Origin of the sequence: Flavobacterium arsenatis (assembly GCF_031456785.1) — a bacterium.
GTDB lineage: Bacteria > Bacteroidota > Bacteroidia > Flavobacteriales > Flavobacteriaceae > Flavobacterium > Flavobacterium arsenatis.
The window spans coordinates 1-22,589 of record NZ_JAVDVI010000008.1 but is presented as its reverse complement, the minus strand read 5'-3'; the positions used below and the strand labels follow the sequence as shown (position 1 = coordinate 22,589).

The following is a 22,589-nucleotide window of genomic DNA, read 5'->3' as shown; positions in this document are numbered from 1 at the left end:
TTTTAAGTATTAAGATAGGGGTATTAAGTATTAAGACTTTGACGGTATTAAAATTGAGATTATTGGATACTCTTTTTTAGTTGCCACCATTTCCAAATCACGCCATCGTTATCAGGATAATCTTCGATGAAATTGAAACCTACTTTTTGCAAAACATGATTGGAAGCTCCATTTTCAGAATGAGTGTAGGCGTTCATTTCTTTGATATTCATTTTGTTGAAACCATAGTCTAACCAAGCGATTGAGGCTTCGGTTGCATAACCTTTGTTCCAAAATTTTTCGTTTAACCGATAGCCATAATCATAGAAATTCGTGTTTCCGTTTTCAATGTGATCGTTTATAAATTTGATTCCGGTCCAGCCAATAAACTCATTTGTTTCTTTTAAAATGGTTGCAAATCGACCTATTTTATTGTCAACATATTGCTTTTGAACCATTTCAATTACTTTGATGGTTTCCTCAATGGTTTGGGTTGGGTTTTGCCATAAGTATTTATGAACTTCTGGATTATGATCCATTTCAAACATAGCTTCGGCATCCGTTAATTCTAAAGGACGAATAAGAAGACGTTCAGTTTCTAAAACTAAATCCATGTCGGGTCAATTTGTTTTAAATGATGGTATAAATGCTCAAAGTAATCTTCAATTAAAAATTTTAAATCAGACTCTTCACCGTTTGGCAAAATTAATTTATAAGCTAAAGTTTCTGTTGTTTGATTTTTAATGATATGCAAAGCATGAACATTCAAGCTTATCCATAAATCTAATAATTCTTGATTGTTTTTATTTTGATAATCGTTTGACTTTACTAAACCATCCGGGTTGTAAGTTCTTATTTTATAAGGTTTTTCAAAGGTTTGAATTTCTGCAAACCGTTGAATATTATTGATAACTGAATCGACCAAATGACCTAGGATTTCCTTTTTTGACCACTTGTTTTCAGAAAGCTTTACTTCAAAATCTACAACAGAATTAGTCGAATATAAAACCTGAAGACGGTTTAATAGTAATCCAAATTCCTCTAATTTCTCTTCCATATTAATTTTTGTGTGGATTATTTAATTTTTAAATTTGAGATTACAACTCTGTAACCATCTGGGTCTAAAAACATTTTCCCGTTTTCATTCCAATAAGGATTTTTTGCTTTCAGAAATTGAATTTTGTTGGTAATTATCTTATCCAGAATTGCATCAAATTCTAATTTTGTATTGGGATAAAAAACCAAAATATCTTCGTCGCTAAAATGAAACGCAACAACTTCATCTGATCTTGTAAATTCTAGATGCCAATTTTCATTCGATTTGCCAATAAAAATACCGTCATAACCGCTGTGATTTTCAAAACCGCCAAGCAGTTCCAATCCTAATACATCTATATAAAAGGATTTAAGTTGTTCTAAATTATTGGTATGTCTTGCAAATCGAAATGTCATTTTTTTTATAAAATCTTAATACTTAATACTCCAGTCTTACTACTTAAACTACTTCGATAGTTTATCCAAAGTATATTTAATCAGTTCATCAACAGCTCTATAAGGGTCTTCACTAAAAGTTCCACTTGCACGATTCGCAATGATTGCATTAAGTGATAAAGCGTTGTGACCTAACAAAGCAGACAAGCCATAAATTGCAGAAGTTTCCATTTCAAGATTCGTGATTCGGTTGTCTTCAAATTTGAAATTGTCCATCTTGTTGTTCAATTCAGAATCTTGTATTTCAAGTCGTAAAACCCGACCTTGTGGACCATAAAATCCTCCGGCAGTTGCTGTAATTCCCTTGAAAATTTTATCGCTTTCGATTAATTGTTCCAATTTCTCACTGCATTTGATGACATAAGGTTTTCCTTTTCTGGCATCCCAATTGGTGTGGTTGATGAAGGCTTCTTCGATTGCCGAATTTGAAACTTCATCAATCAAATAGGAGCGAAGCATGTTGTCCAATCCCAATCCAAATATCGACATCACGAAACTATCCACAGGAATATCTTCTTGCAAAGAACCTGAAGTTCCGATTCGGATGATATTTAACGAAGTCAATTCTTCTTTCGGCTGGCGTGTTTCCAAATCGATATTAACCAAAGCATCCAATTCATTGATTACAATGTCGATATTATCCGGGCCAATTCCGGTTGACATTACCGTTAACCGTTTTCCTTTGTAAAATCCAGTCTGGGTTTTAAACTCTCTTTTTTGAGTAGAAAATTCAATCTTGTCGAAGAATTGCGTGATTTTTTCCACACGATTTTGGTCGCCAACGAAAATGATGTCGTTTGCAATGTGTTCTGGTTTTAAATTCAAATGGTAAACACTGCCGTCTGGATTTAGTATTAATTCTGATGATTGTATCATTGGTTGATTGAAAAATTTAAAGATTTAAAAATGGAAAAATGTTTAAGCTGAAATTTGAAATTTGTCATTGCAATTGTCATTGCCATTGAAAATTTAACCTCCAACTCGTTTTACCTTGAAGCCCTTTTCTTTTAAGATATTCATGATTTTATCGCGATAATCCCCTTGAATAATGATTTCTCCGTCTTTAAAGCTTCCGCCAACAGCTAATTTACTCTTTATTTCTTTGGCAAGAATTTTAAAATCTTCGTCTTCACCTTCATAGCCCGAAATTATTGTTGTTGGCTTTCCTTTTCGCTTTTCATATTTGCAGATCATTGGTTCTTTTTGAACGAATAATTCGTGGTCTTTTTCCTCAACAGCTTCTGGTTCGTTAGAAACCTGATGGTCTGGAAAAAGGTTTTTTAATTGGTCTTGTAAATCCATATTTTTTAAATTTTCAAAAAACAAATTCCAAATTCCAAAAATGAGAATTGGAATTTGGAATTTTATTATTTGAATTTTATGTTTATTTTTTGATTAATCCCAAATCAACCAAACGTTCGTGCAAGAATTCTCCAGCTGAAATGTCTTCGTATAATTTTGGATTTTCTTGGTCAATGCAGTTTTCCAGGCAATCCAAACGCATATCGCTTACAGGATGCATAAAAAACGGAACTGAATATCGCGAAGTTCCCCACAATTCTCTCGGCGGATTTACCACTTGATGAATCGTCGATTTCAGTTTATTGTTAGTGTGACGGGAAAGCATGTCGCCAACATTTATAACCAATTCGTCTGGTTCTGCAATAGCATCAATCCATTCGCCATTGTGGTTCTGAACTTGAAGTCCACGACCTTGAGCACCCATCAATAAGGTAATCAAGTTAATGTCGCCATGAGCTGCGGCACGAATGGCATTTTCTGGTTCTTGTGTAATTGGTGGATAATGAATTGGCCTAAGGATCGAATTTCCTTCTTTTGCATAATCATCAAAATAAAATTCATCCAAACCTAAATGCAACGCCAAAGCTCTCAAAACATAAATTCCTGTTTTTTCAAGCATTTGATAAGCCTCTTTTCCAACCTGATTAAAACGAGGCAGTTCTTTTACTTCCACATTATCAGGATATTCGGAAGCCCATTTTGAATCTTTGTCAACATATTGACCAAAGTGCCAAAACTCTTTCAAGTCGCCTTCTTTTCGGCCTTTTGCATGTTCTTTTCCAAAGGAAACATACCCACGTTGCCCTCCAATTCCTGGAATTTCATACGAATATTTGGTTTCCAATGGCAAGGCGAAGAAATTTTTGATTTCGCCATACAATTCATCTACCAATTTGTCATCTAAAAAATGACCTTTTAAAGCAACGAAGCCAATCTCTTCAAATGCTTTTCCGATTTCATTTACAAATTTTTGTTTACGTTTCGGGTCGTCCGAAAGGAAATCACGCAAGTCAACACTAGGAATATTTTGCATACTCTTTTAAAAATAGATGTTAATAACTTTGCTAGGCGATAAGCCTTGTTATCACAAAAGTATAGAATAATTTGAGAATATAATTTTAAAAGTTATCAACAATCGAAAATTCTGTAACATTAACGAAATATGCTGTTATTTTTTTATACTTTTGGACGAGCTAAAAAATCACGCAAACCTTTTCGTATTATTATGAATTTCGATAGAAAAAACCTCTCCAACGAACAGTTATTAGACTTATACAAAAGAATTTTGAAACCTCGATTGATTGAGGAAAAAATGCTGATTCTCATCCGTCAAGGTAAAGTTTCAAAATGGTTTTCTGGAATCGGGCAGGAGGCCATCGCTTGTGGTGTGACTGCAGTTTTAGATAAGGACGAATACATCTTGCCAATGCACCGAAACCTTGGGGTTTTTACAGGGAGAGATATTCCGTTACATCGTTTATTTTCACAATGGCAAGGAAAAGCAAATGGGTTTACAAAAGGCCGTGACCGTTCTTTCCACTTCGGAACTCAAGAATTTAAAATCATCGGAATGATTTCGCATTTGGGACCACAATTAGGTGTTGCCGACGGAATTGCCTTGGCCAATAAATTAAAGAAAAACGGAAAAGTCACTGCAGTTTTCACCGGAGAAGGAGCTACAAGTGAAGGCGATTTTCACGAAGCACTAAACATCGCTTCAGTTTGGGAATTGCCAGTTATGTTTATAATAGAAAACAACGGATACGGACTTTCAACACCTACAAACGAACAATACCGTTGTGAGAATCTAGCCGATAAAGGAGTTGGCTACGGAATGGAAAGTCATATTATTGATGGAAATAATATCTTGGAAGTTTTCAATATTCTTTCAGAATTAAAAGCTTCGATGATTGAAAAACCTCGACCCGTTTTATTGGAATTCAAAACTTTTAGAATGCGAGGTCATGAAGAAGCCAGCGGTACAAAATATGTTCCACAGGAATTGATGGATATGTGGGCGATTAAAGACCCTGTGGACAATTACAGAAAATATTTGAAATTAACTGATGTTCTTTCAGAGGAAGCTGACGAAGAAATCCGTGCTGCAATAAAGAAAGAAATTGATGAAAATTGGGCAATGGTTCAAGCCGAACCAGAAATTGTTGCTACTTATGAAGGCGAATTAAATGATGTCTATAAACCTTTTGATTTTGAAGAAGTTAATCCTTCGAAAGAAGTAGAAAATATCCGTTTGATTGATGCCATTTCAAATAGTTTGAGACAATCGATGGAACGTCATGAGAATTTAGTAATCATGGGGCAAGATATTGCAGAATATGGTGGGGCTTTTAAAATTACCGATGGTTTTGTAGCTCAATTTGGTAAGGAAAGAGTCATCAATACGCCAATTTGCGAAAGTGCCGTGGTTTCTGCCGGAATGGGACTTTCCATCAACGGACATAAAGCAATCGTAGAAATGCAGTTTGCCGATTTCGTTTCTACAGGATTCAACCCGATTGTAAATTTATTGGCAAAATCACACTATCGTTGGTTGGAAAATGCCGATGTTGTAGTGAGAATGCCTTGTGGTGGCGGAACTCAAGCAGGACCTTTCCATTCGCAAACCAATGAAGCTTGGTTTACCAAAACACCAGGTTTGAAAGTGGTTTATCCCGCATTTCCGTATGATGCAAAAGGACTTTTAAATGCTTCAATTAACGACCCAAATCCGGTGATGTTTTTTGAGCATAAACAGTTGTACAGAAGCGTTTACCAAGACGTTCCGAAGGATTATTATACTCTTCCGTTAGGAAAAGCTTCTTTATTAAAAGAAGGAAAAGACGTGACGATTATTGCTTTTGGAGCAGCTGTTCACTGGGCTTTGGATACGTTGAAAAGTAACCCTGAAATTTCAGCTGATTTATTGGATTTAAGGACTTTACAACCTTTGGATACAGAAGCTATTTTCGCTTCGGTAAAGAAAACCGGAAAAGCAATCATTTTGCAAGAAGATACTATGTTTGGCGGAGTTGCCAGCGATATTTCAGCAATGATTATGGAAGAATGTTTCGAATATCTGGACGGTCCTGTAAAACGTGTAGCGAGTTTAGATTCTCCAATTCCGTTTACAAAAGCATTGGAAGACCAGTTTTTGAGCAGAGGCCGATTTGAAGATGCCTTGAAAGAATTGATGGCTTATTAAAAAATAATATATAGGCAAAAAACAAGGTGTGAGATAAAAATCACACCTTGTTTTTTTAAACATAAAATTCTTATTTACTTTTAAATTCAATAATAAGAATATCTTTATTATTGCTTGGATTTATACAAGAAACTATAAAGGATTGCTTTACGACCTCAATTTTTAGTTTTTGAAGTAAATCTTTTGCAAATTTTTGTTTTTTAATACTAATGTCGGTCTTGAAATTTCCATCTAATTCAATGGATAACTTATCCTTATTTATTTTGTAGCTTATTTTTTTAACGATAAATTCAGGTTTTTCGTCATTTTGCTTTTTACTTGATGTTGAAATCTGCTTATCTGTAAATGCCAGCGAAATTCCACCATCAAAAATGTCAATTGTGCCTTGTCCAAATTTACCACCATCATTAGAATCAAAAAATTCATTAAAAATAACTGGAAAAGAAGGAAATTCGTCTTTACTTTTGGCATTAAATTTCAAAAGCATTCCTGTTTCCAAGAAATTTACTTCAGTAATAAAACGAGGGATGAGGCTAGTGCTATAAAAGGCTGCATTACGACTATTTGATGTTTGCAGATCTTTATAAAAAAGCTTGTTGTTTGCTGCTAATAACCCTTCCCTAAAATAATTCAAATCATCTGAAAATAGCGATTCGCTCCCAGATTGTTGTAAAAATAAATTGTTAAGCTTTGGAAAATATTTTTGAGCATAACCGTTCAAGTAAAACAATAAAATAACAATATAAAATATATTTTTCATAGACTATTTTTTGGAATTAAAACCAAATATAACTGAATTTTAGAAAATATTTCTATACTTCATTTATCAATTTTCTTGCAGCAGTTTGAACAGGATCCCAAACGGGAGAAAACGGTGGAGCATAGGACAAGTCCAGATCAATGATGTTTTGCAATGTTAGCTTGTTAGTCAAGGCCGTCGCCAAAACATCTATCCTTTTGGCAGCACCTTCTTCTCCAATTATTTGACCGCCCAATAGTTTCCCGGTTCCTTTTTCGGCCAATAATTTTACATAAATATCTTTGGCATCGGGATAATAATGGGCCCTCGATTTGGTCTTGATAATCGTTTGAATGTATTCCATTTTCAAAGCTAGAAGCTCTTTTTCGAGCAAACCAGTTCTTGCAACTTCATAGACACAAATCTTGCAAACTGCTGTTGCAACTACTCCTGGAAATCGAGCTTTTTGACCTGAAATATTGGTTCCGGCAACCAATCCTGTTTTATTGGCAACCGTTCCCAAAGCGATATAAAAAGGTTTTTTACTCACTAAATTATACGTCATGGCACAATCACCTGCAGCCCAAACATTCTTGACATTTGTTCTTTGTTCACGATTCACTTTTATTGCTCCTTTTTCTGTCAGATTTATTTTTGAATTATGTAGAAAAGCAGTGTTCGGACTAGTTCCCATTCCTAAAATAACCAAATCGGTTTTGATGGTTTTTTTGTTCGTAACAACAGCTGTCACTCGATTTTCCTTTGCTTCAAAATGGTTGAGTTCTTCATTAACATAAATCTTCACACCCAAACTAGTCATGACCGTATTGACGATTTTTCCCATATCAGGATCCAGAGTATTCATGATTTCGGGTTCTCTATTAATCAAGGTGACTTTCAATCCTTTTATGATTAAAGCTTCCGCCATTTCAAGACCGATATAGCCTCCTCCAACAATTACAGCTGTTTTTGGTTTGTTTTTTTTGATAAAAGTATCCAGTTTTATGCCACCTTTCAGACTTTGAACACCAAAAATTCCTTCTGCTTCTCGGTTTTCAACTTCAGGACAAAAGGATTTTCCTCCAGTTGCAATCAATAATTGGTCATAAGTTTCCCAAAACTGTGTCTTATCGTTTAAATTCCGGACTAAAACTTGATTGTTTTTTGTGTCAACCTCAATTACTTCATGAAAAACCCTGACGTCAATTTTATATTTCTGGATAAATTCCTCAGGAGATCGAACAATCAATTCTTCATAAGTGCCGACTTTCCCAGAAATAAAATAGGGAATACCACAAGCAGAATAGGAGGTAAAGCCTGATTTCTCAAAGACAACGATTTCATAATCTGAATTTTCTCTTCGTACTTTTGAAGCCGCCGACATTCCTGCTGCATCTCCACCGATAATAACCAATTTGGGTTTGTTCATCATAAATCTCATTTCTATAAATATAAAAAAAATACCCAACACATTTAGCATTGGGTATTTAAATCGTATAATAAATTCTTATTTTAAAATATGCCTGCTCAAAATCTGATAGACTTCATTGATGTTGTTGCCGCCTTTACCAAATTGTTTCTTGATAGGTTGGTCGTCGTGATTCAACCATATTTTCAATTCGGCATCCAAATCTAAAATTCCAGCACTTTCTTTCGAAAATTTCTTGATGCTTGAATAAGGGATTGATAAATAATCGACTTTCGTCCCAACCAATTGTTTTTCAACCAAAATCAATCTTTTATTTGTGAAAACAAACATGTCCTTGATTAATTTGAAAGCTTTTTCTATTGATTCGCCTTCTATTAAAAGTGGTCCGAATTCCTTTGAAACATCTTCGTTGGTAACCTCTGAAGCATTGCCTAAAATGGCATTAAATAGTCCCATTGTTTTATTTTTTTGAATGTAAATTTATAATTATCTATCGAAAGAAAAGATGTTTTCTGTCTTTTTTCCTAAATACATATCCTTGATCATTTCTGCCGCTATAACGCTGAAAGTAATCCCGTTACCACCATAGCCCAATGCAAAATACATATTCGGATGATCCTTGTGTTCGCCAATAAACGGCAATCCGTCCTTTGTTTCGCCAAAAGTGCCGCACCAGTAAAAGTCAACTTCAATTTTGCTTTCTGGAAAAAGTTTCTTGAATCGTTTCAAAATCAAATCATTTTTCTTTTCCATCAGCCTGTCACGGCGTTTTGGGTCTTGAAAAGGTTCATCAAAGCCACCTACCATGATCCGATTGTCATTTGTGGTTCTGACATAAATATAAGGTCGGGCAGTTTCCCAAATCAGGCAACGTTCGTTCCAAAAATCTTCGTCTTTCAAGGGTTTGCTGACAAAAACATAAGTAGAATTCAATTGCATCACCTTTTCATCCAATATATTTTCCGATTCAAATCCAGGAGCCGCTACAATCCTTTTGGCTTTTATGGTATTTTTTTTTTCGGTATGAGCTTCAATAAAATCCTTTTTATTTTCAATTTTAATGATGTCTGTATGGCTGTAAACCACCAATCCTGAATGTTTTTTATGATGGTTTAAAATTCCTTGGCATAATTTATAGGTGTCAACTTGAGCTGAAACATCGTTATACAAAGCCGCCTTCTTGTTGATGTTGAATTTTGATTTTAATTGCTTTTGATTTAAAAAAGTAACCGGCAATTTGTGCTTTTTTCGGATTTCATATTCTTTTTCCAAATCCTTCACACCTTTAGCATCCGAAGCAAGATAGAGGCTTGATTTGATTTCAAAATCGGCTTCTATTTTTAATTTTTTAATGATTTTTTGAAGAGTAGAAATCGATTCTAAACACAATTCATAGGCTTTTACAGCATTTTCTTCGCCTACTTTCTCAATCAAGTCAAAAAGGAAAACATCAATTTCATATTGAAGTTGGGCAGAACTCGCAGTTGTACTTCCTGTAGATTCCATTCTTTTATCTACAATTAAACATTTGACGCCTTCTTCACATAAAAAATGAGCGACAAGAGCTCCTGTAATTCCCGAACCAATTATCAATACTTCTGTTTCAATATTTTCATCCAATGTTTTATATTCAGATGCTAATCCGTTTTTAATCAGCCAAAAAGGCAATCCAGATTTTAAATTCATTGTTAGGGTATTTTAATTTTAAAATTAATTCAAATATTTACTTCAATAAGGGTTTTTAAGTAAAAATTGTGATAGGTAAAAAATAAAAATTATTTTGTTGTTTATAAAGAAAAATTACTATTTTTAAAATTAATTTAAACAATACAAGCCATGCTAGTTAAAATTTTTGGAAGTGCGGTTTTTGGAGTAGAAGCTACAACAATTACTGTAGAAGTGAATATGGACAAGGGAATTGGTTATCACCTGGTCGGACTTCCCGATAATGCCATCAAGGAAAGCAGTTTTAGGATTGCTGCCGCACTAAAGAACAACGGTTTTGCCATGCCCGGCAAAAAAATCATCATCAACATGGCTCCAGCTGATTTAAGAAAAGAAGGATCGGCCTATGATTTGACTTTGGCGATTGGAATTCTCGTTGGTTCCGCTCAAATAAAAGCCGATGAAGTGGACAAATACATCATCATGGGCGAACTTTCGCTTGACGGTGGTTTGCAACCCATAAAAGGAGCTTTGCCAATTGCCATAAAGGCGAAAGAAGAAGGTTTCAAAGGATTTTTTCTGCCAAAACAAAATGCCAAAGAAGCTGCAATTGTTTCGGGTTTGGATGTGTATGGCGTTGAAAACCTGAAAGAAGTGATTGATTTTTTTGAAGGTACGGGAACACTCGAACCTACGATTTTCGATACAAGAGCTGAATTTTATAAGACATTAGATTTCCCGGAATTCGATTTTAGCGATGTGAAAGGGCAGGAGTCCATCAAAAGGTGTATGGAAATTGCAGCCGCTGGTGGTCATAATATCATCTTGATTGGACCTCCAGGAGCTGGAAAAACGATGCTGGCCAAAAGATTGCCTAGTATTTTACCCCCAATGACTTTACGAGAAGCTTTGGAAACTACCAAAATTCATAGTGTTGCCGGAAAATTAAAAGAAGTCGGGTTGATGAATCAACGGCCTTTTCGAAGTCCACATCACACGATTTCGAATGTAGCACTTGTTGGGGGAGGAAGTTATCCTCAACCTGGAGAAATTTCGATGGCACATAATGGCGTTTTATTTTTAGATGAATTACCCGAATTTAAAAGAGATGTTTTGGAAGTGATGCGACAGCCATTGGAAGATCGAGAAGTGACAATTTCTAGAGCGAAATTTACAGTAACTTATCCATCTTCGTTTATGTTGGTGGCGAGCATGAACCCAAGTCCGAGTGGTTTTTTTAATGATCCCGATGTGCCTTCAAAATCCTCGCCTCATGAAATGAACCGCTATATGAGTAAGATTTCAGGACCTTTGTTGGACCGAATTGACATCCATATCGAAGTGACTCCAGTTCCGTTTGATAAATTATCCGAAGAACGAAAAGCAGAAAGCAGTGTGGATATTCGAAAACGTGTTACAAATGCCCGAGAAATTCAGTCCAAAAGATTTGAAGAAATGGATAAAGTGAACTACAATGCCCAAATGAATACCAAGCAAATTCGGGAATTTTGTGTCTTGGATGAAGGTTCAAAGCAACTCCTCAAAACTGCAATGGAACGACTAAATCTTTCCGCAAGAGCTTATGACCGAATCCTAAAAGTTTCCAGAACCATAGCCGATTTGGAAGCTTCAGAAAATGTGGAAGCTTCTCATATTGCAGAGGCGATACAGTATAGGAGTTTGGATCGTGAGGGGTGGTTGGGGTAGGAATCAACGGCCTTTTCGAAGTCCAAACCACACTATTTCGAATGTTGGAGTTATTTTTAGGTGGTGGTTAAAATAAGGTTTAATAAATTTAAATATTGCTATTTACGATGATATTTTATCTAATGTCAAACAATCTTTTGTGTTATCTGATAAAAATAATTAATTAAAGTTTGCATTAGAAAACAATAACAAGTAACGTGAGAAGTTGCTTATAACAATACATTATTTAATAAATGAATTTAATCATATTAAATATTTGAAAATTAATGTGTTATTTCTAATGTATCCATAATATCTTAAATGTTCGTAAACATTGAGAATATAAGAAAATTTGTATTTTTTTTATCAATTATTTTGTAATCAGAAGAATAATTTTTAAATTCGTCAAAACATCATTTTATGAGAAAAAGGCAGAAGGTATTCAAGTATTTTCAGAATAATTTTAAGGTTTGGTAAATTATTCTGAATGCTTACAAACCTAATTATTCAGATTTTAATACTTATAATATATTCATTAATCCCAAATTTTAATAATATGAAAAATATTAAATTATCAATATTATGCTTAGTTACAATATTTTTATCGGCAACAATTTTTATAGCTTGTTCAAGTGACCAAAATCTTGATGGAACTACTGAAAGTAATTCCGAACAAATTACTAACCCAGTTTCCAAAAGTAATGCTGCAAACTCAGCAGGTGTTACATGGACTACCCCTAAAAATTATGGAATCTATCACAATGAAATTCTAGGTATTTATCTAGATAAATTTAGTCTTTCAAGTGAACCTACTTTTACTGAGGTATATAATGAAATTCTTGCTGAATTTGAATTAAGATATCCTAATACTTTATCTCAAGAGGAAAGATTATTTTTTGAAGAAAGAATTTATACTACATTCAATAGTCAAAATAATAATTTTAATGAAGATAATTATCACAGTATAACAGAATCTGCAATTCAAACATATTATTCTCCAAAACTACAGACTTTCTTTTTACCATTACTTGCTAATCCAGAAAGTCCGGCAGATGTTTTAAATAAGTTAAGAGAGTTTAGAAGAGATAATCTTTTAACAACCGATGAAGTTTTAGAATTAGATAAATTTAAAAATGTTTTAGGACAATCTGCTCTTTTTTGGGATGATTATTCTATTAAAAACCCTTCAGCTTATAATTCATTAGCACAACGTGGACCTTGTGACCCGTATTATCAAATTGCTTTTGCAGATGCTGTTGGATGTATGTTTGGACCATTAGGTTCAATTGGTTATTCTACTATGATATATGCAATGACGAAGAAAAAAGGTGGTTGTATTTAATGTCATTTATAAAAAAAAAATACTATTATGACAAATTTCCAATTGATATTATTAATTTTTTTCTCGGTGGTATTACTAATTTTAATTTTTAGGGCTGTAAAATATGGTACATTCTATTTTACTAGTCACTACGATGAAGAAAGAGAATATAGTACTGATGAAACGGCAATTACGGAAAACTTAACCCCAACTTTAGAAAAATCTAATTTTAAATTAGTACAGAAAAACGGTAATACATACTCAGCAGTTGCTTTGCCAACTATACTTTCTTTTTCTGAAAAAATACAAATTGATTATAATAAAATTAGTAATTCAAAAATTAAGGTAAGGTTCAAATCAAGATGTGTGTTTCCGCTACAAATATTTGACTACGGGAAAAATAAGAGAAACTCAGTTAAATTTTTTAATAATTTGGAGAGCTTAATGATTAAATAATTATTAAATCTCATAATTAGAAAGGGGCAACAATGCCCCTTTTTTCGTTATATCTTTAGATTATTTTATTTAAGATTTTTCTATAGCTATCTTAGGAAATACTGGTTATGCGGTTTACAAGAACAGAAAAGACTATGAAAAACTTAAATGTTAAGTCAGAAAAATAGCGACTAATAACCAATCTTTGTAACTCTCTAGTATGAAGGGTTTCTTCATTACTTAAGATTTCCAAAATAGGATTGAATGTTTCGTGAAATTTTGGTATCTCCATTGATTTTATTTTAGTCATTTTATTTTTTATATCCCAACCGTATAAGTCCTCCTCCTCCTATAAATCACAGGATCAAAATGTTTCCACAAATTCTGAATCGCCAAATTGTCTTCTAATTCGGGTGTTCGAATGCAGTTGGTGATACCTTTTTGCCTGAACGTTTCATAGTATTCATTGAAAATCAGAGCCGTAACACCTTTGCTTTGATAGAAAGGATCAACACCAATGAGGTAAAACAAAACTTCCTTACTGTTTTTTCGGGCATTCAATAAATGGAACAATCCAAAAGGAAAAAGCTTTCCATTGGCTTTTTGCAATGCTTTGGAAAAACTAGGCATCACGATACTAAAAGCGACCAATTTTTGGTCTTTGTCCACCACAAATTTGATGTATTCCGGATTGATGAAACTGATGTATTTTTTCTTGAAATATTCCTTTTGTACTTCCGTTATGGCAACGAAAGACGATAATTCTGCATACGAATCATTAAACAAGTCGAACATCTTATCGACATACGGCATGATGTCTTTTGTTTTCGTAAAATTCAAAGAAGTGAGTTCATATCTTTTGGTAATCAAATCTTTCACTTTTAAGAAAGATTCAGGCTTTACATTCGAAAATGGAAACTTGCTTTCGATGTATTCTTTCTCTTTTACATATCCTAATTGCTCCAAATGTTTGGCATAATAAGGAAAATTATACCACGTTATCATCGATCCCATTTCATCAAAACCTTCGGTTACAACGCCAACCTTATCCAAATTTGAAAATCCCATCGGACCTTCAACATGATCAAGCTGATTTTCTTTTCCGAATTCGATAACTTTTTGGAGCAGTGCTTTTGTAACTTCGATATCGTCAATCACGTCCCACCAACCAAAACGTACTTTTCGTTTTCCTTGATCGTTAACTTCGTTCCAGTTGATAATTGCGGTAATTCTTCCTGCAATTTTACCATCTTTGTAAGCAATGTAAAACTTGGCATCGGCACTTTGAAAAGCAGGATTTTTGGTTTTATCAAACGTTTCCATTTCATCATCTATCAAAGGTGGCACCCAATAAGGATGGTTTTTGTATAGCGAAAACGGAAATTTTATATATTCTAATAGTTCTTTTTTAGAAACGGCTTCTTTTATTGTAATCATTATGGTTTTTCAGTTTCAGTTTCAACCTCGTCCTTGCGTTTTTTGTTTTTTTCTTTCTCTTTTTTCTTGTCTTCCTTGCTTTCTTTTCCGCTTTTAATCATAACAGGCTTGTAGTTTTTGTCAAATCGCCAAGAAAGTCCAACTCCTCCATAAAAAATAGAAGGTGTGTCTTTAAAATTTCCACTTATCGAAGCATCAATCTGAATGTTTTCCTTGATCAAATAAGCGGCTCCACCACGAAGAATCGAATCAGAATAATAATCGCTCTTGAATCCTTGATTTTCCAGGAATCCCGACCATTTTTCATTGAATCCTTTAGTCATTGTAATCACATAGCCATAACTGGAAAAGTCGGTACCAATCTTATCGGCAATGATATTCATCACCAAAACAAAACCTCCTGTAAATTGATTTTGAGTGATAATCATCGCTTTTGGTGAGAAATTTGGTTCTTCAGGATGCGAAAACGGACTGTCGAAATTCAAATTTGCCCCAGCATAAACCCCAACTGCAGGAATAAATTGTCGCCATTTAAAACGGTGGTTGGCTTTCCAGCTGTGGATGTTTATTTTTTCTTCATAATTTTTATGGGGATCATAGACCAAGTATTTCGCTCCAATTGTAGTTTGCTTCAAAGCACTTCTGGTTTGCCTGCTGAATTCGGTCTCGAAAGAATCATTCTGATATTGCAATTCGATATTGAATTCCAATTGCTCTAAAAAGGCACCATATCTCAAGTTTAAATCGAATCCGACACCATTGGTTTTAGTTTCCAATAAGTTGTGTTTTTCGGTAATTCCGTAAATTCCAGTTTCGGCTTGAAAAACCGTTTTTCCTACAGAAAATGCCGATTGCGATTCGCCCGGTCGGTTAGAATTGATCACATCTGTATGTTGGGAATAGCTTGTTGCAAATGAAAAAACAGCAACGGTCAAAGCTGATAGTCTGATTTTGAGCATAATTGATTGTTTAGGAATGAAGCACATCATATAAACCCAAATGTACTATAATTTATTATTTATTTAAGACTCATAATTTATTTTTAAGGTTATGATTTGTTAAATTTGACAAATTTTATTTTTCAATGGAAACCGCAAATCTTACTAGTTTTATAAAAACAGCTTGCATAATCATACTGTTATATTATGCTCTTAAATTTTTGGCCAGATTGTTTTTGCCTGTTCTGGTAAAAAAAGTGGTGCAAAAAGCCGAGCAAAATTTCCAACAGCAGTATTCCCATCAAAATCAGCAACAAAACCAGTATCAAGATACTAATAGAGACGAAATTATTATTGATACTGCAAAATCTACAAAACCTCGCGAAACCAAAAAAGTCGGGGAGTATGTGGATTATGAAGAAATTGAGTAAGTTTGCATTGTTCAGTTTATAGTTTACGGTTTTAATCATACACTGGACTTTGAACTTTTAAACTTTAAACCAGATCAATGAAATTCCTGAACAAGTTTTATCCACATCTATTTGCCATTCTTGGCTTTGTTGTCATTTCCCTAATTTATTTTTATCCAGTACTTCAAGGTAAACAGATTTATCAGTCTGATATTGCACAATTTACTGGTATGGCAAAAGAGCAAAATGACTTTCGTGCAGAAGAAAATGCCGAACCCTATTGGACAGGTGCTGCTTTTGGGGGGATGCCAACCTATCAAATGGGAGCCAATTATCCAAACGATTGGATTGGAGCCTTGGATGATGCTTTGCGATTTTTGCCTCGGCCTTCGGATTATTTATTCTTATACTTTCTAGGTTTTTATGGTTTGTTATTGGTTTTAAAAACCGATCCACTGAAGGCATTCTTTGGAGCCTTGGCGTTTGGTTTTTCTACCTATATGATTATTATCCTGGGTGTTGGTCATAATGCAAAAGCACATGCAATTGCCTATATGCCAATGGTTATAGCGGGTGTGATTTTAGTTTTTAGAAAAAGGTATATCGTAGGTGGTTTAGTAACGATGATTGCTACAGCATTGGAAATCAATGCGAATCACTTTCAAATGACCTATTATCTTTTGTTTTTACTGTTGTTCCTTTCGGGCTATTTTATCTATAAATACATCAAAGCAAAGGAGTTCAAACCACTTTTATATGCTTTTGGAACTTTTGTCGTTGCTGGAATTTTTGCGATTGGTGCCAATGCAACCGGACTCATGGCAACTTCCGAGTATGCTGATTTCAGTATGAGAGGCAAAAGCGAACTGACTTTTAATCCGGATGGTTCTAAAAACGAGACCAAAACGTCAATGGATTATAACTACATCACGGAATACAGTTATGGTGTTTCAGAAAGTTTAAACCTTGTTGCTCCTCGACTTTTTGGAGGTTCTAATTCTGAAAAGCTTGGGAAACAATCACATATCTATGAATTTATTTCTAAAAAAGGAGCTTCGCCAGAAGAAGCCATTGATTTTACTGAAAATTATGGCGTAACCTATTGGGGCGATCAGCCGATTGTTGCCGCACCGGCTTATATTGGAGCAATCGTTTTTTTCTTGGCAATCCTAGCCTTATTCAATGACAAGCGAAAAATAAAATACGCTTTTCTTGCAGGAGCGATTTTTACTTTGATGCTTTCTTGGGGGAAAAACTTCCCGTTTTTGACGAATTTCTTTATCGATAATGTTCCGATGTATGACAAATTCAGGGCAGTTTCGTCTATTCAAGTGATATTGGAATTGTGTTTTCCAGTCTTGGCAATTATGGGATTGCAAAGCTTTTTCAAATCGGATAAAGACACACAATGGAAATCTTTGAAATTGACCGGAGCCGTGGCTTTAGGATTGATTGTTCTGTTATTTTTGGCAAAAGGATTATTTGATTTTTCAGGACCAATTGATGCAAGATTGTTCGAGATGTTCAGTCAAATGGGCGATCCAACTTTTGCAGATGAATTTATGGATGCCTTGAAAGCCGATAGAAAAGACCTGTATTCTGCCGATTTGCTTCGTTCTGGATTCTTGATTGTTGTGGCTTTTGGACTTTTGTGGTTGTATATGAAAGAGAGGTTGTCCAATACACTCGCAGTAGTTTTAGTGGGAGTTTTCATGGTTGGCGATTTGGTTTTGATTGATAAAAAATATGTTGATTCCACCGGATTTGTAAGTGCAAGAGAAGTGAAAGAACCTTTCCAGGCGACACCTTCGGATATGCACATTCTGCAAGACACATCCCATTATAGAGTGTATGAAATCAATGGAAGATTGCAAGCCCGAACTTCCTATTTCCATAAATCATTGTCGGGTTACAGTGCGGTTCGACCAAGAAGAATGGACCAGCTTTTTGCTTATCAAATCGATAAGAATAATTTGGAGGTCTTGAACATGCTCAATACAAAATATGTAATCCAAGTGGATGAAAAAGGGCAGGAGTTCCCAGCCATAAATCCAGATGCAAATGGAAATGCTTGGTTTGTGGAGGAAGTGAAATTCGTAAATTCTCCAGATGAAGAAATGAAAGCTTTGGACAGTATCGACAGTAAAAACCAAGTGGTAATCAACAATAAAGAGTTCAAAGTAAGCAATGTTACTACGTATCAAAAAGACAGTACAGCAACGATTGTCTTAAATAAATACAAACCGAATTATTTGAAATACACTTCGAATAATGCCAATAAAGGTCTAGCGGTTTTCTCTGAAATCTATTACCCAAAAGGATGGAACGTTACGATTGACGGGAAAGAAGCTACACATTTCAGAGTGAACTATACCTTGAGAGGAATGGAAATTCCAGCTGGAAAACATACTATTGAATTCAAGTTTGAACCTCAAGTAATAAAAACAGGAAGTACAATTGCTTTGTTCAGTTCAATTGGAATGCTTTTGTTTTTGCTTGGCGGGATTTATTTTGAAAGCAAAAAGAAAAAAGCTAACGCCTAAAAGGAAAATTTTTTCTGTAAATTTGATTATAATTTATGAGAATTATGAAAGCTAAATTAAATCATGATCATCCCTCCAAAATGCAAGCTCGTTATATAGAAGAGATTAGAAAAATGTCTCCTCAACAACGTTTTGAAAAATTGATGGCCATAATTGAAATTTCATATCTTTTGAAAAATGCTCCAAGAATTACCAATGGAAAGTGATACTTATCAAATTATAAATTTCTGGAGTTAATGTCAAGATGTTTCATCTGAACCACAAACCCACAACCTATAACCCATCTTGAAAAAAGTCCTCATCATAGCTTATTATTGGCCACCTGCAGGAGGTCCGGGTGTTCAGCGATGGTTGAAGTTTGTGAAGTATCTCCCTGATTTTGACATCCAGCCGATTGTGTATGTTCCAGAAAATCCTACGTATCCGATTGTTGATGAAGGCTTGATGGATGAAGTTTCCGATAAGGCCATCATCATCAAAAAGAAGATTGTAGAGCCTTATGGTTTTGCTTCTGTTTTCTCAAAAAAGAATACCAAAAAAATAAGTTCGGGAATCATTCCGAATCAGAAAAAGCAATCGTTTATTCAGAAAATGCTCCTTTGGGTTAGGGGAAATATTTTTATTCCTGATGCAAGAGTTTTATGGGTGAAACCTTCGGTAAAGTTTTTAGAAAAGTATATTTCCGAAAACAATATTGAAACCATTATTACGACAGGACCACCTCATAGTCTGCATCTTATAGGTTTGGAACTAAAGAAAAGATTAAATGTAAACTGGATGGCAGATTTCCGTGACCCATGGACAACCATTGGTTATCATAAGGCTTTGAAGCTATCTGATTCAGCTTCGAAAAAGCATAAAGAGTTAGAATCTCAGGTTTTGAATACGGCTGATATTGTCTTGGTAACAAGCGAAACCACAAAGACCGAATTCCAAGCCTTAACCACAAAACCAATCAAAGTCATCACAAACGGATTTGATGTTGAAAAAGTAGAAAAGCAACCGTTAGATGAAAAATTCACAGTAGCCCATATCGGTTCTTTTTTATCCGAAAGAAATCCAAGGATTTTATGGAAATGCCTGAAGGAACTCATCAAGGAAAATCCTTCATTCAAAGCTGATTTCCAATTGAAATTGATTGGAGCCGTGAGTCAGGAAGTTTTAGACACAATTGCTGAATTTAGGTTGAATGATTATGTGAATAATCTTGGTTATGTTTCTCATAAGGAAGCAGTCGCACATCAACGTAAATCGCAGGTTTTATTGCTGATTGAAATTGATTCTGAAGATACCAAAAGTATCATTCCAGGGAAATTATTCGAGTATATGGTTTCCGAAAGACCCATAATTGCAGTAGGTCCCGAAGGTTCTGATTTTGCAGAAATTATCAAGAATACCAACACAGGTGTTTTTCATCAATACGATGAAATAGAAAAACTGAAAAATACAATCCTAAATTATTACACAGAATATCAACAAGGAAATTTAAAAGCAAACGCCATCGGATTGCAACAATACAGCCGTAAAAAACTAACAGAGAAGTTGGCCTCAATCCTAAATCTAAAATCTAAAATCTAAAATCTCCAATGGGCATCGTCATAAAGCAATCCATCCGAAATACCATCATCACCTTTTTGGGGTTTGGGATTGGCGCGATCAATACGCTTTATATGTACACCAATTTCTTGGGGGAAGATTATTACGGATTGACTTCTTTTTTGCTGGCCACTTCCAATATGATCATGCCTTTGTTGGCGTTTGGAATCCAGAATACGTTGATAAAATTCTATGCCGAACACGAATCGGAAGACGATAAATCACGCTTTTTGAACCTGACTTTGGTGTTGCCTTTGCTTGTTGCCGTTCCGGTTTTTATACTTTCATATCTTTTCTATGACCAGCTTGCATCGTTAATTTCTCAAGAAAACCCCATCATTTACACATATGCCTGGATGATTCCGCTCATAGGTTTGTTTATGGCCTATTTCGAGATTTTTTATGCGTGGGTAAAAGTACACATGAAGTCCGTTTACGGGAATTTCATCAAGGAAGTGCTGTTGCGAATCCTGATTTCCATCTTTCTTTTTGCGGTTTATTTTAAATGGATAACGCCAATTGAATTTGTGTACTGTCTGGTGTTGATTTATTTTATACTGATGGTTTTAATGGCTATTTCAGCCTTTAAAGTCAGAAGACCGGCCTTTCATTTGAGGTTTCCAGAAAAAAAGAAGGACGTACTTATTTATTCCAGTTTTATCATTTTTTCAGCCGGAATTGCCGTGATGCTGTTGGAAATCGACAAGTTTATGATTGGTCAATATATCGCTATCAAGGAGAATGCCTATTATTCGGTGGCGATTTATATTGCCCTGACAGTTTCGGTACCCATGAGAGCGATGCATCAGATTGTGCATCCGATTACGACCGATTTGATGGCTCGAAAGAAACACGACGAACTTAATAAATTATACAAAAAAACTTCCATCACGCTTCAGGTGATTGGCGGATGGATCATGTTGGGCATTTTTGTGAACATCAATGAGCTGTATCTGCTGTTGCCCCAACAATATAGCGGAGGAATCACGGTGGTTTTTATCATTTCCATTTCTAAATTCTTCGATTTGATGTTAGGGAACAACAATTCCATCATCTTCAATTCAAAATATTACCGCACGGTTTTGTTCCTTGGGTTGATGTTGCTGGTGATGGTGGTAGGGTTGAACCGCTATTTTATTCCCAACTTCGGGATCGAAGGTGCCGCGATAGCCACGCTGATTTCGATTGCGTTTTACAGCCTTTCGAAGTTGATGTTTGTGGTGTTCAAGATGAAGCTGTTTCCGTTTACGAAAAAGACCATCACTTCGTTGGTCATCATCTCAAGCTGTTTTTTGCTGTTTTACTTTTGGGAATTTCCTTTTCACCCTGTTGTGAATATCCTGCTGAAATCGACTTTGTTGACAGTATTATATTTGTTTCTGAATTATATCTTTAAGATTTCTTCGGATATTAATTATGTTTTGAATTTGGTGATGTCGAAGCTTCGGATTGTAAGATTGTAAGATTGAAAGATTTTGGGCTGGAATTATCCGGCTTTTTTTTTGCCACGGATTCTACGGATTTTCCGCGGATTATTTTAAATCAGTACTTCTGTATTGTCACTTGTAAATGTTCATTTGGTCTTTGTATATATCGATTTGTCCATTGTAAATGTTCATTTGTTCGTTGTAAATATCGATTTGTTCTTTGTAAATATTGATTTTACGTGTCTTAAAAATGCATTACTCATAGTAATATGAAAAACAGTTTGATGCAAATCCTCTGCTACCGCGAACTTAATGTCATTAAGTTCGCGGTAGCAGAGTACAAGGGTATTTTCAAAATAAAAAAACTGCAAGGTTTTAGGCTTGCAGTTTTGAGTTGTTTGTGTCTAAACTAAAATGTTTTTTAGTTACTTAAATTTTCGCTTTTTAGGATTTTGCCGATTCGAGAAAAATGATACTATTTCGATCTGATTCTACAGCCACTTTTCATATAGCTTTCTAGCATTTGAATGTGGAGTTAGTTTTCCTGCATCTGCCTCTTTTATTCCTTGTTCTATGGATTGCTTTTCCAATTCAGAAATAGAGTTCCACCAATCTTTAGCTTCGCGTTTCCTTAAATCCATTATTTTTTCAAGAATGCTAGCATCATCCAGTGTAGAAAGCCATTGAATTAATTCAAGCTTTGTGTTTTGTAGGTTCAATTCGATATCCATAACGTATTATTTTTATATATCAAAAGTACAATTATATTTTTAAAGGTTTAAGCTTGCAGTTTTAATTTGTTTAGTAGCAATAGATTGAAAATCTGCTCTAACTGTTGTGGATATCCGAGCGGACGGGTATCGGTGGTAAGGTTGCCAAGTTTTTATTCTTCTAATAACCTGAACTCGATTAATAAAAGACCGCTAATTGGTTAGTTTTAATTGTTTCGTATTTTAAAGAAGGTTTTTTCGGCAGAAAATTATAAGCAA

At 34.7% G+C, this 22,589-nt stretch carries 22 protein-coding genes; 9 read left to right on the top strand and 13 right to left on the bottom strand.

The annotated features are described in order from the left end of the window. Positions 1 to 59: 59 nt before the first annotated feature. The 6 genes from J2X31_RS10140 to J2X31_RS10115 form a co-directional block, all read right to left on the bottom strand. Positions 60 to 593 carry a GNAT family N-acetyltransferase gene (locus J2X31_RS10140; RefSeq protein ID WP_310026497.1) on the bottom strand — a complete coding sequence of 178 codons (534 nt, stop codon included), beginning with the start codon at positions 591 to 593 and terminating at the stop codon, positions 60 to 62. Further along, positions 584 to 1,036, bottom strand: coding sequence for a DinB family protein (locus J2X31_RS10135; protein ID WP_310026496.1), 453 nt, complete (start codon positions 1,034 to 1,036; stop codon positions 584 to 586). Before J2X31_RS10135 ends, J2X31_RS10140 begins: the two co-directional genes overlap by 10 nt. A gap of 17 nt (positions 1,037 to 1,053) precedes the next feature. After that, positions 1,054 to 1,431, bottom strand: a complete 378-nt coding sequence (locus tag J2X31_RS10130; protein WP_310026495.1) for a VOC family protein — start codon at positions 1,429 to 1,431, stop codon at positions 1,054 to 1,056. Positions 1,432 to 1,479: 48 nt separating this feature from the next. Next, complete coding sequence (locus tag J2X31_RS10125; protein ID WP_310026494.1) at positions 1,480 to 2,346, bottom strand: nucleoside phosphorylase; 867 nt, start codon at positions 2,344 to 2,346, stop codon at positions 1,480 to 1,482. A gap of 93 nt (positions 2,347 to 2,439) precedes the next feature. Beyond that, a complete protein-coding gene (locus J2X31_RS10120; RefSeq protein ID WP_310026493.1) occupies positions 2,440 to 2,772 on the bottom strand; it encodes a translation initiation factor in 333 nt (110 codons plus the stop codon). A gap of 82 nt (positions 2,773 to 2,854) precedes the next feature. Then, entirely contained in the window at positions 2,855 to 3,805 is a 951-nt protein-coding gene (locus J2X31_RS10115) for an isopenicillin N synthase family dioxygenase (RefSeq protein WP_310026492.1), read from the bottom strand. 192 nt (positions 3,806 to 3,997) lie between these two features. On the opposite strand from J2X31_RS10115, the gene J2X31_RS10110 reads away from it, so the two are divergent. Further along, positions 3,998 to 5,974: an alpha-ketoacid dehydrogenase subunit alpha/beta gene (locus J2X31_RS10110; RefSeq protein WP_310026491.1), complete on the top strand. Its 1,977-nt coding sequence runs from the start codon at positions 3,998 to 4,000 to the stop codon at positions 5,972 to 5,974. Between the two features lie 70 nt (positions 5,975 to 6,044). On the opposite strand, the gene J2X31_RS10105 is transcribed toward J2X31_RS10110, so the two are convergent. The 4 genes from J2X31_RS10105 to J2X31_RS10090 all read right to left on the bottom strand — a co-directional run bounded on the left by J2X31_RS10105 (position 6,045) and on the right by J2X31_RS10090 (position 9,828). Beyond that, entirely contained in the window at positions 6,045 to 6,734 is a 690-nt protein-coding gene (locus J2X31_RS10105; protein ID WP_310026489.1) for a hypothetical protein, read from the bottom strand. A gap of 52 nt (positions 6,735 to 6,786) precedes the next feature. Next, complete coding sequence (locus tag J2X31_RS10100) at positions 6,787 to 8,145, bottom strand: CoA-disulfide reductase (protein ID WP_310026488.1); 1,359 nt, start codon at positions 8,143 to 8,145, stop codon at positions 6,787 to 6,789. Positions 8,146 to 8,220: 75 nt separating this feature from the next. Beyond that, positions 8,221 to 8,598 carry a PH domain-containing protein gene (locus tag J2X31_RS10095; RefSeq protein ID WP_310026487.1) on the bottom strand — a complete coding sequence of 126 codons (378 nt, stop codon included), beginning with the start codon at positions 8,596 to 8,598 and terminating at the stop codon, positions 8,221 to 8,223. A 30-nt stretch (positions 8,599 to 8,628) separates the two neighbouring features. Then, positions 8,629 to 9,828: an NAD(P)/FAD-dependent oxidoreductase gene (locus J2X31_RS10090; RefSeq protein WP_310026486.1), complete on the bottom strand. Its 1,200-nt coding sequence runs from the start codon at positions 9,826 to 9,828 to the stop codon at positions 8,629 to 8,631. A 150-nt stretch (positions 9,829 to 9,978) separates the two neighbouring features. Here J2X31_RS10090 and J2X31_RS10085 point away from each other — a divergent pair, with 150 nt between their 5' ends. The 3 genes from J2X31_RS10085 (at position 9,979) to J2X31_RS10075 (ending at position 13,270) form a co-directional block, all read left to right on the top strand. After that, positions 9,979 to 11,514 carry a YifB family Mg chelatase-like AAA ATPase gene (locus J2X31_RS10085; RefSeq protein ID WP_310026485.1) on the top strand — a complete coding sequence of 512 codons (1,536 nt, stop codon included), beginning with the start codon at positions 9,979 to 9,981 and terminating at the stop codon, positions 11,512 to 11,514. A gap of 535 nt (positions 11,515 to 12,049) precedes the next feature. Then, positions 12,050 to 12,835: a hypothetical protein gene (locus tag J2X31_RS10080; protein WP_310026482.1), complete on the top strand. Its 786-nt coding sequence runs from the start codon at positions 12,050 to 12,052 to the stop codon at positions 12,833 to 12,835. A gap of 27 nt (positions 12,836 to 12,862) precedes the next feature. After that, the gene (locus J2X31_RS10075) at positions 12,863 to 13,270 is read left to right on the top strand and encodes a hypothetical protein (protein ID WP_310026481.1); all 408 of its coding nucleotides are present in this window, start codon (positions 12,863 to 12,865) and stop codon (positions 13,268 to 13,270) included. Positions 13,271 to 13,567: 297 nt separating this feature from the next. Here J2X31_RS10075 and J2X31_RS10070 read toward each other — a convergent pair whose 3' ends face one another. Together J2X31_RS10070 and J2X31_RS10065 are read right to left on the bottom strand one after the other, a co-directional pair. After that, positions 13,568 to 14,686 (bottom strand): GTP cyclohydrolase, encoded by a 1,119-nt coding sequence (locus tag J2X31_RS10070; RefSeq protein ID WP_310026480.1) that lies wholly within the window; start codon positions 14,684 to 14,686, stop codon positions 13,568 to 13,570. Next, positions 14,686 to 15,645: a transporter gene (locus J2X31_RS10065; protein WP_310026479.1), complete on the bottom strand. Its 960-nt coding sequence runs from the start codon at positions 15,643 to 15,645 to the stop codon at positions 14,686 to 14,688. The genes J2X31_RS10070 and J2X31_RS10065 overlap by 1 nt, the downstream gene beginning before the upstream one ends. 125 nt (positions 15,646 to 15,770) lie before the next feature. On the opposite strand from J2X31_RS10065, the gene J2X31_RS10060 reads away from it, so the two are divergent. From J2X31_RS10060 to J2X31_RS10040, 5 genes are all read left to right on the top strand, one after another. After that, complete coding sequence (locus J2X31_RS10060; protein WP_310026478.1) at positions 15,771 to 16,055, top strand: DUF4834 family protein; 285 nt, start codon at positions 15,771 to 15,773, stop codon at positions 16,053 to 16,055. Positions 16,056 to 16,132: 77 nt separating this feature from the next. Next, positions 16,133 to 18,577, top strand: coding sequence for a YfhO family protein (locus J2X31_RS10055; protein ID WP_310026477.1), 2,445 nt, complete (start codon positions 16,133 to 16,135; stop codon positions 18,575 to 18,577). A gap of 44 nt (positions 18,578 to 18,621) precedes the next feature. Continuing rightward, positions 18,622 to 18,783: a hypothetical protein gene (locus J2X31_RS10050; RefSeq protein WP_310026476.1), complete on the top strand. Its 162-nt coding sequence runs from the start codon at positions 18,622 to 18,624 to the stop codon at positions 18,781 to 18,783. 79 nt (positions 18,784 to 18,862) lie between these two features. After that, positions 18,863 to 20,155 (top strand): glycosyltransferase family 4 protein, encoded by a 1,293-nt coding sequence (locus J2X31_RS10045; protein ID WP_310026475.1) that lies wholly within the window; start codon positions 18,863 to 18,865, stop codon positions 20,153 to 20,155. Positions 20,156 to 20,163: 8 nt separating this feature from the next. Beyond that, positions 20,164 to 21,636 carry a lipopolysaccharide biosynthesis protein gene (locus tag J2X31_RS10040; RefSeq protein WP_310026474.1) on the top strand — a complete coding sequence of 491 codons (1,473 nt, stop codon included), beginning with the start codon at positions 20,164 to 20,166 and terminating at the stop codon, positions 21,634 to 21,636. A gap of 455 nt (positions 21,637 to 22,091) precedes the next feature. On the opposite strand, the gene J2X31_RS10035 is transcribed toward J2X31_RS10040, so the two are convergent. Continuing rightward, positions 22,092 to 22,331 (bottom strand): hypothetical protein, encoded by a 240-nt coding sequence (locus J2X31_RS10035; RefSeq protein WP_310026473.1) that lies wholly within the window; start codon positions 22,329 to 22,331, stop codon positions 22,092 to 22,094. Positions 22,332 to 22,589 lie beyond the last annotated feature (258 nt).

Excerpts from the sequence above, each read along its gene's own strand:
- J2X31_RS10130 (WP_310026495.1), bottom strand. The coding sequence starts at position 1,431 with ATGACATTTCGATTTGCAAGACATACCAATAATTTAGAACAACTTAAA.
- J2X31_RS10085 (WP_310026485.1), top strand. The coding sequence starts at position 9,979 with ATGCTAGTTAAAATTTTTGGAAGTGCGGTTTTTGGAGTAGAAGCTACA.
- J2X31_RS10120 (WP_310026493.1), bottom strand. The coding sequence starts at position 2,772 with ATGGATTTACAAGACCAATTAAAAAACCTTTTTCCAGACCATCAGGTT.
- J2X31_RS10065 (WP_310026479.1), bottom strand. The coding sequence starts at position 15,645 with ATGCTCAAAATCAGACTATCAGCTTTGACCGTTGCTGTTTTTTCATTT.
- J2X31_RS10050 (WP_310026476.1), top strand. The coding sequence starts at position 18,622 with ATGAAAGCTAAATTAAATCATGATCATCCCTCCAAAATGCAAGCTCGT.
- J2X31_RS10105 (WP_310026489.1), bottom strand. The coding sequence starts at position 6,734 with ATGAAAAATATATTTTATATTGTTATTTTATTGTTTTACTTGAACGGT.
- J2X31_RS10080 (WP_310026482.1), top strand. The coding sequence starts at position 12,050 with ATGAAAAATATTAAATTATCAATATTATGCTTAGTTACAATATTTTTA.
- J2X31_RS10100 (WP_310026488.1), bottom strand. The coding sequence starts at position 8,145 with ATGATGAACAAACCCAAATTGGTTATTATCGGTGGAGATGCAGCAGGA.
- J2X31_RS10060 (WP_310026478.1), top strand. The coding sequence starts at position 15,771 with ATGGAAACCGCAAATCTTACTAGTTTTATAAAAACAGCTTGCATAATC.
- J2X31_RS10055 (WP_310026477.1), top strand. The coding sequence starts at position 16,133 with ATGAAATTCCTGAACAAGTTTTATCCACATCTATTTGCCATTCTTGGC.
- J2X31_RS10040 (WP_310026474.1), top strand. The coding sequence starts at position 20,164 with ATGGGCATCGTCATAAAGCAATCCATCCGAAATACCATCATCACCTTT.
- J2X31_RS10035 (WP_310026473.1), bottom strand. The coding sequence starts at position 22,331 with ATGGATATCGAATTGAACCTACAAAACACAAAGCTTGAATTAATTCAA.
- J2X31_RS10095 (WP_310026487.1), bottom strand. The coding sequence starts at position 8,598 with ATGGGACTATTTAATGCCATTTTAGGCAATGCTTCAGAGGTTACCAAC.
- J2X31_RS10135 (WP_310026496.1), bottom strand. The coding sequence starts at position 1,036 with ATGGAAGAGAAATTAGAGGAATTTGGATTACTATTAAACCGTCTTCAG.
- J2X31_RS10110 (WP_310026491.1), top strand. The coding sequence starts at position 3,998 with ATGAATTTCGATAGAAAAAACCTCTCCAACGAACAGTTATTAGACTTA.
- J2X31_RS10070 (WP_310026480.1), bottom strand. The coding sequence starts at position 14,686 with ATGATTACAATAAAAGAAGCCGTTTCTAAAAAAGAACTATTAGAATAT.
- J2X31_RS10140 (WP_310026497.1), bottom strand. The coding sequence starts at position 593 with ATGGATTTAGTTTTAGAAACTGAACGTCTTCTTATTCGTCCTTTAGAA.
- J2X31_RS10090 (WP_310026486.1), bottom strand. The coding sequence starts at position 9,828 with ATGAATTTAAAATCTGGATTGCCTTTTTGGCTGATTAAAAACGGATTA.
- J2X31_RS10115 (WP_310026492.1), bottom strand. The coding sequence starts at position 3,805 with ATGCAAAATATTCCTAGTGTTGACTTGCGTGATTTCCTTTCGGACGAC.
- J2X31_RS10125 (WP_310026494.1), bottom strand. The coding sequence starts at position 2,346 with ATGATACAATCATCAGAATTAATACTAAATCCAGACGGCAGTGTTTAC.
- J2X31_RS10075 (WP_310026481.1), top strand. The coding sequence starts at position 12,863 with ATGACAAATTTCCAATTGATATTATTAATTTTTTTCTCGGTGGTATTA.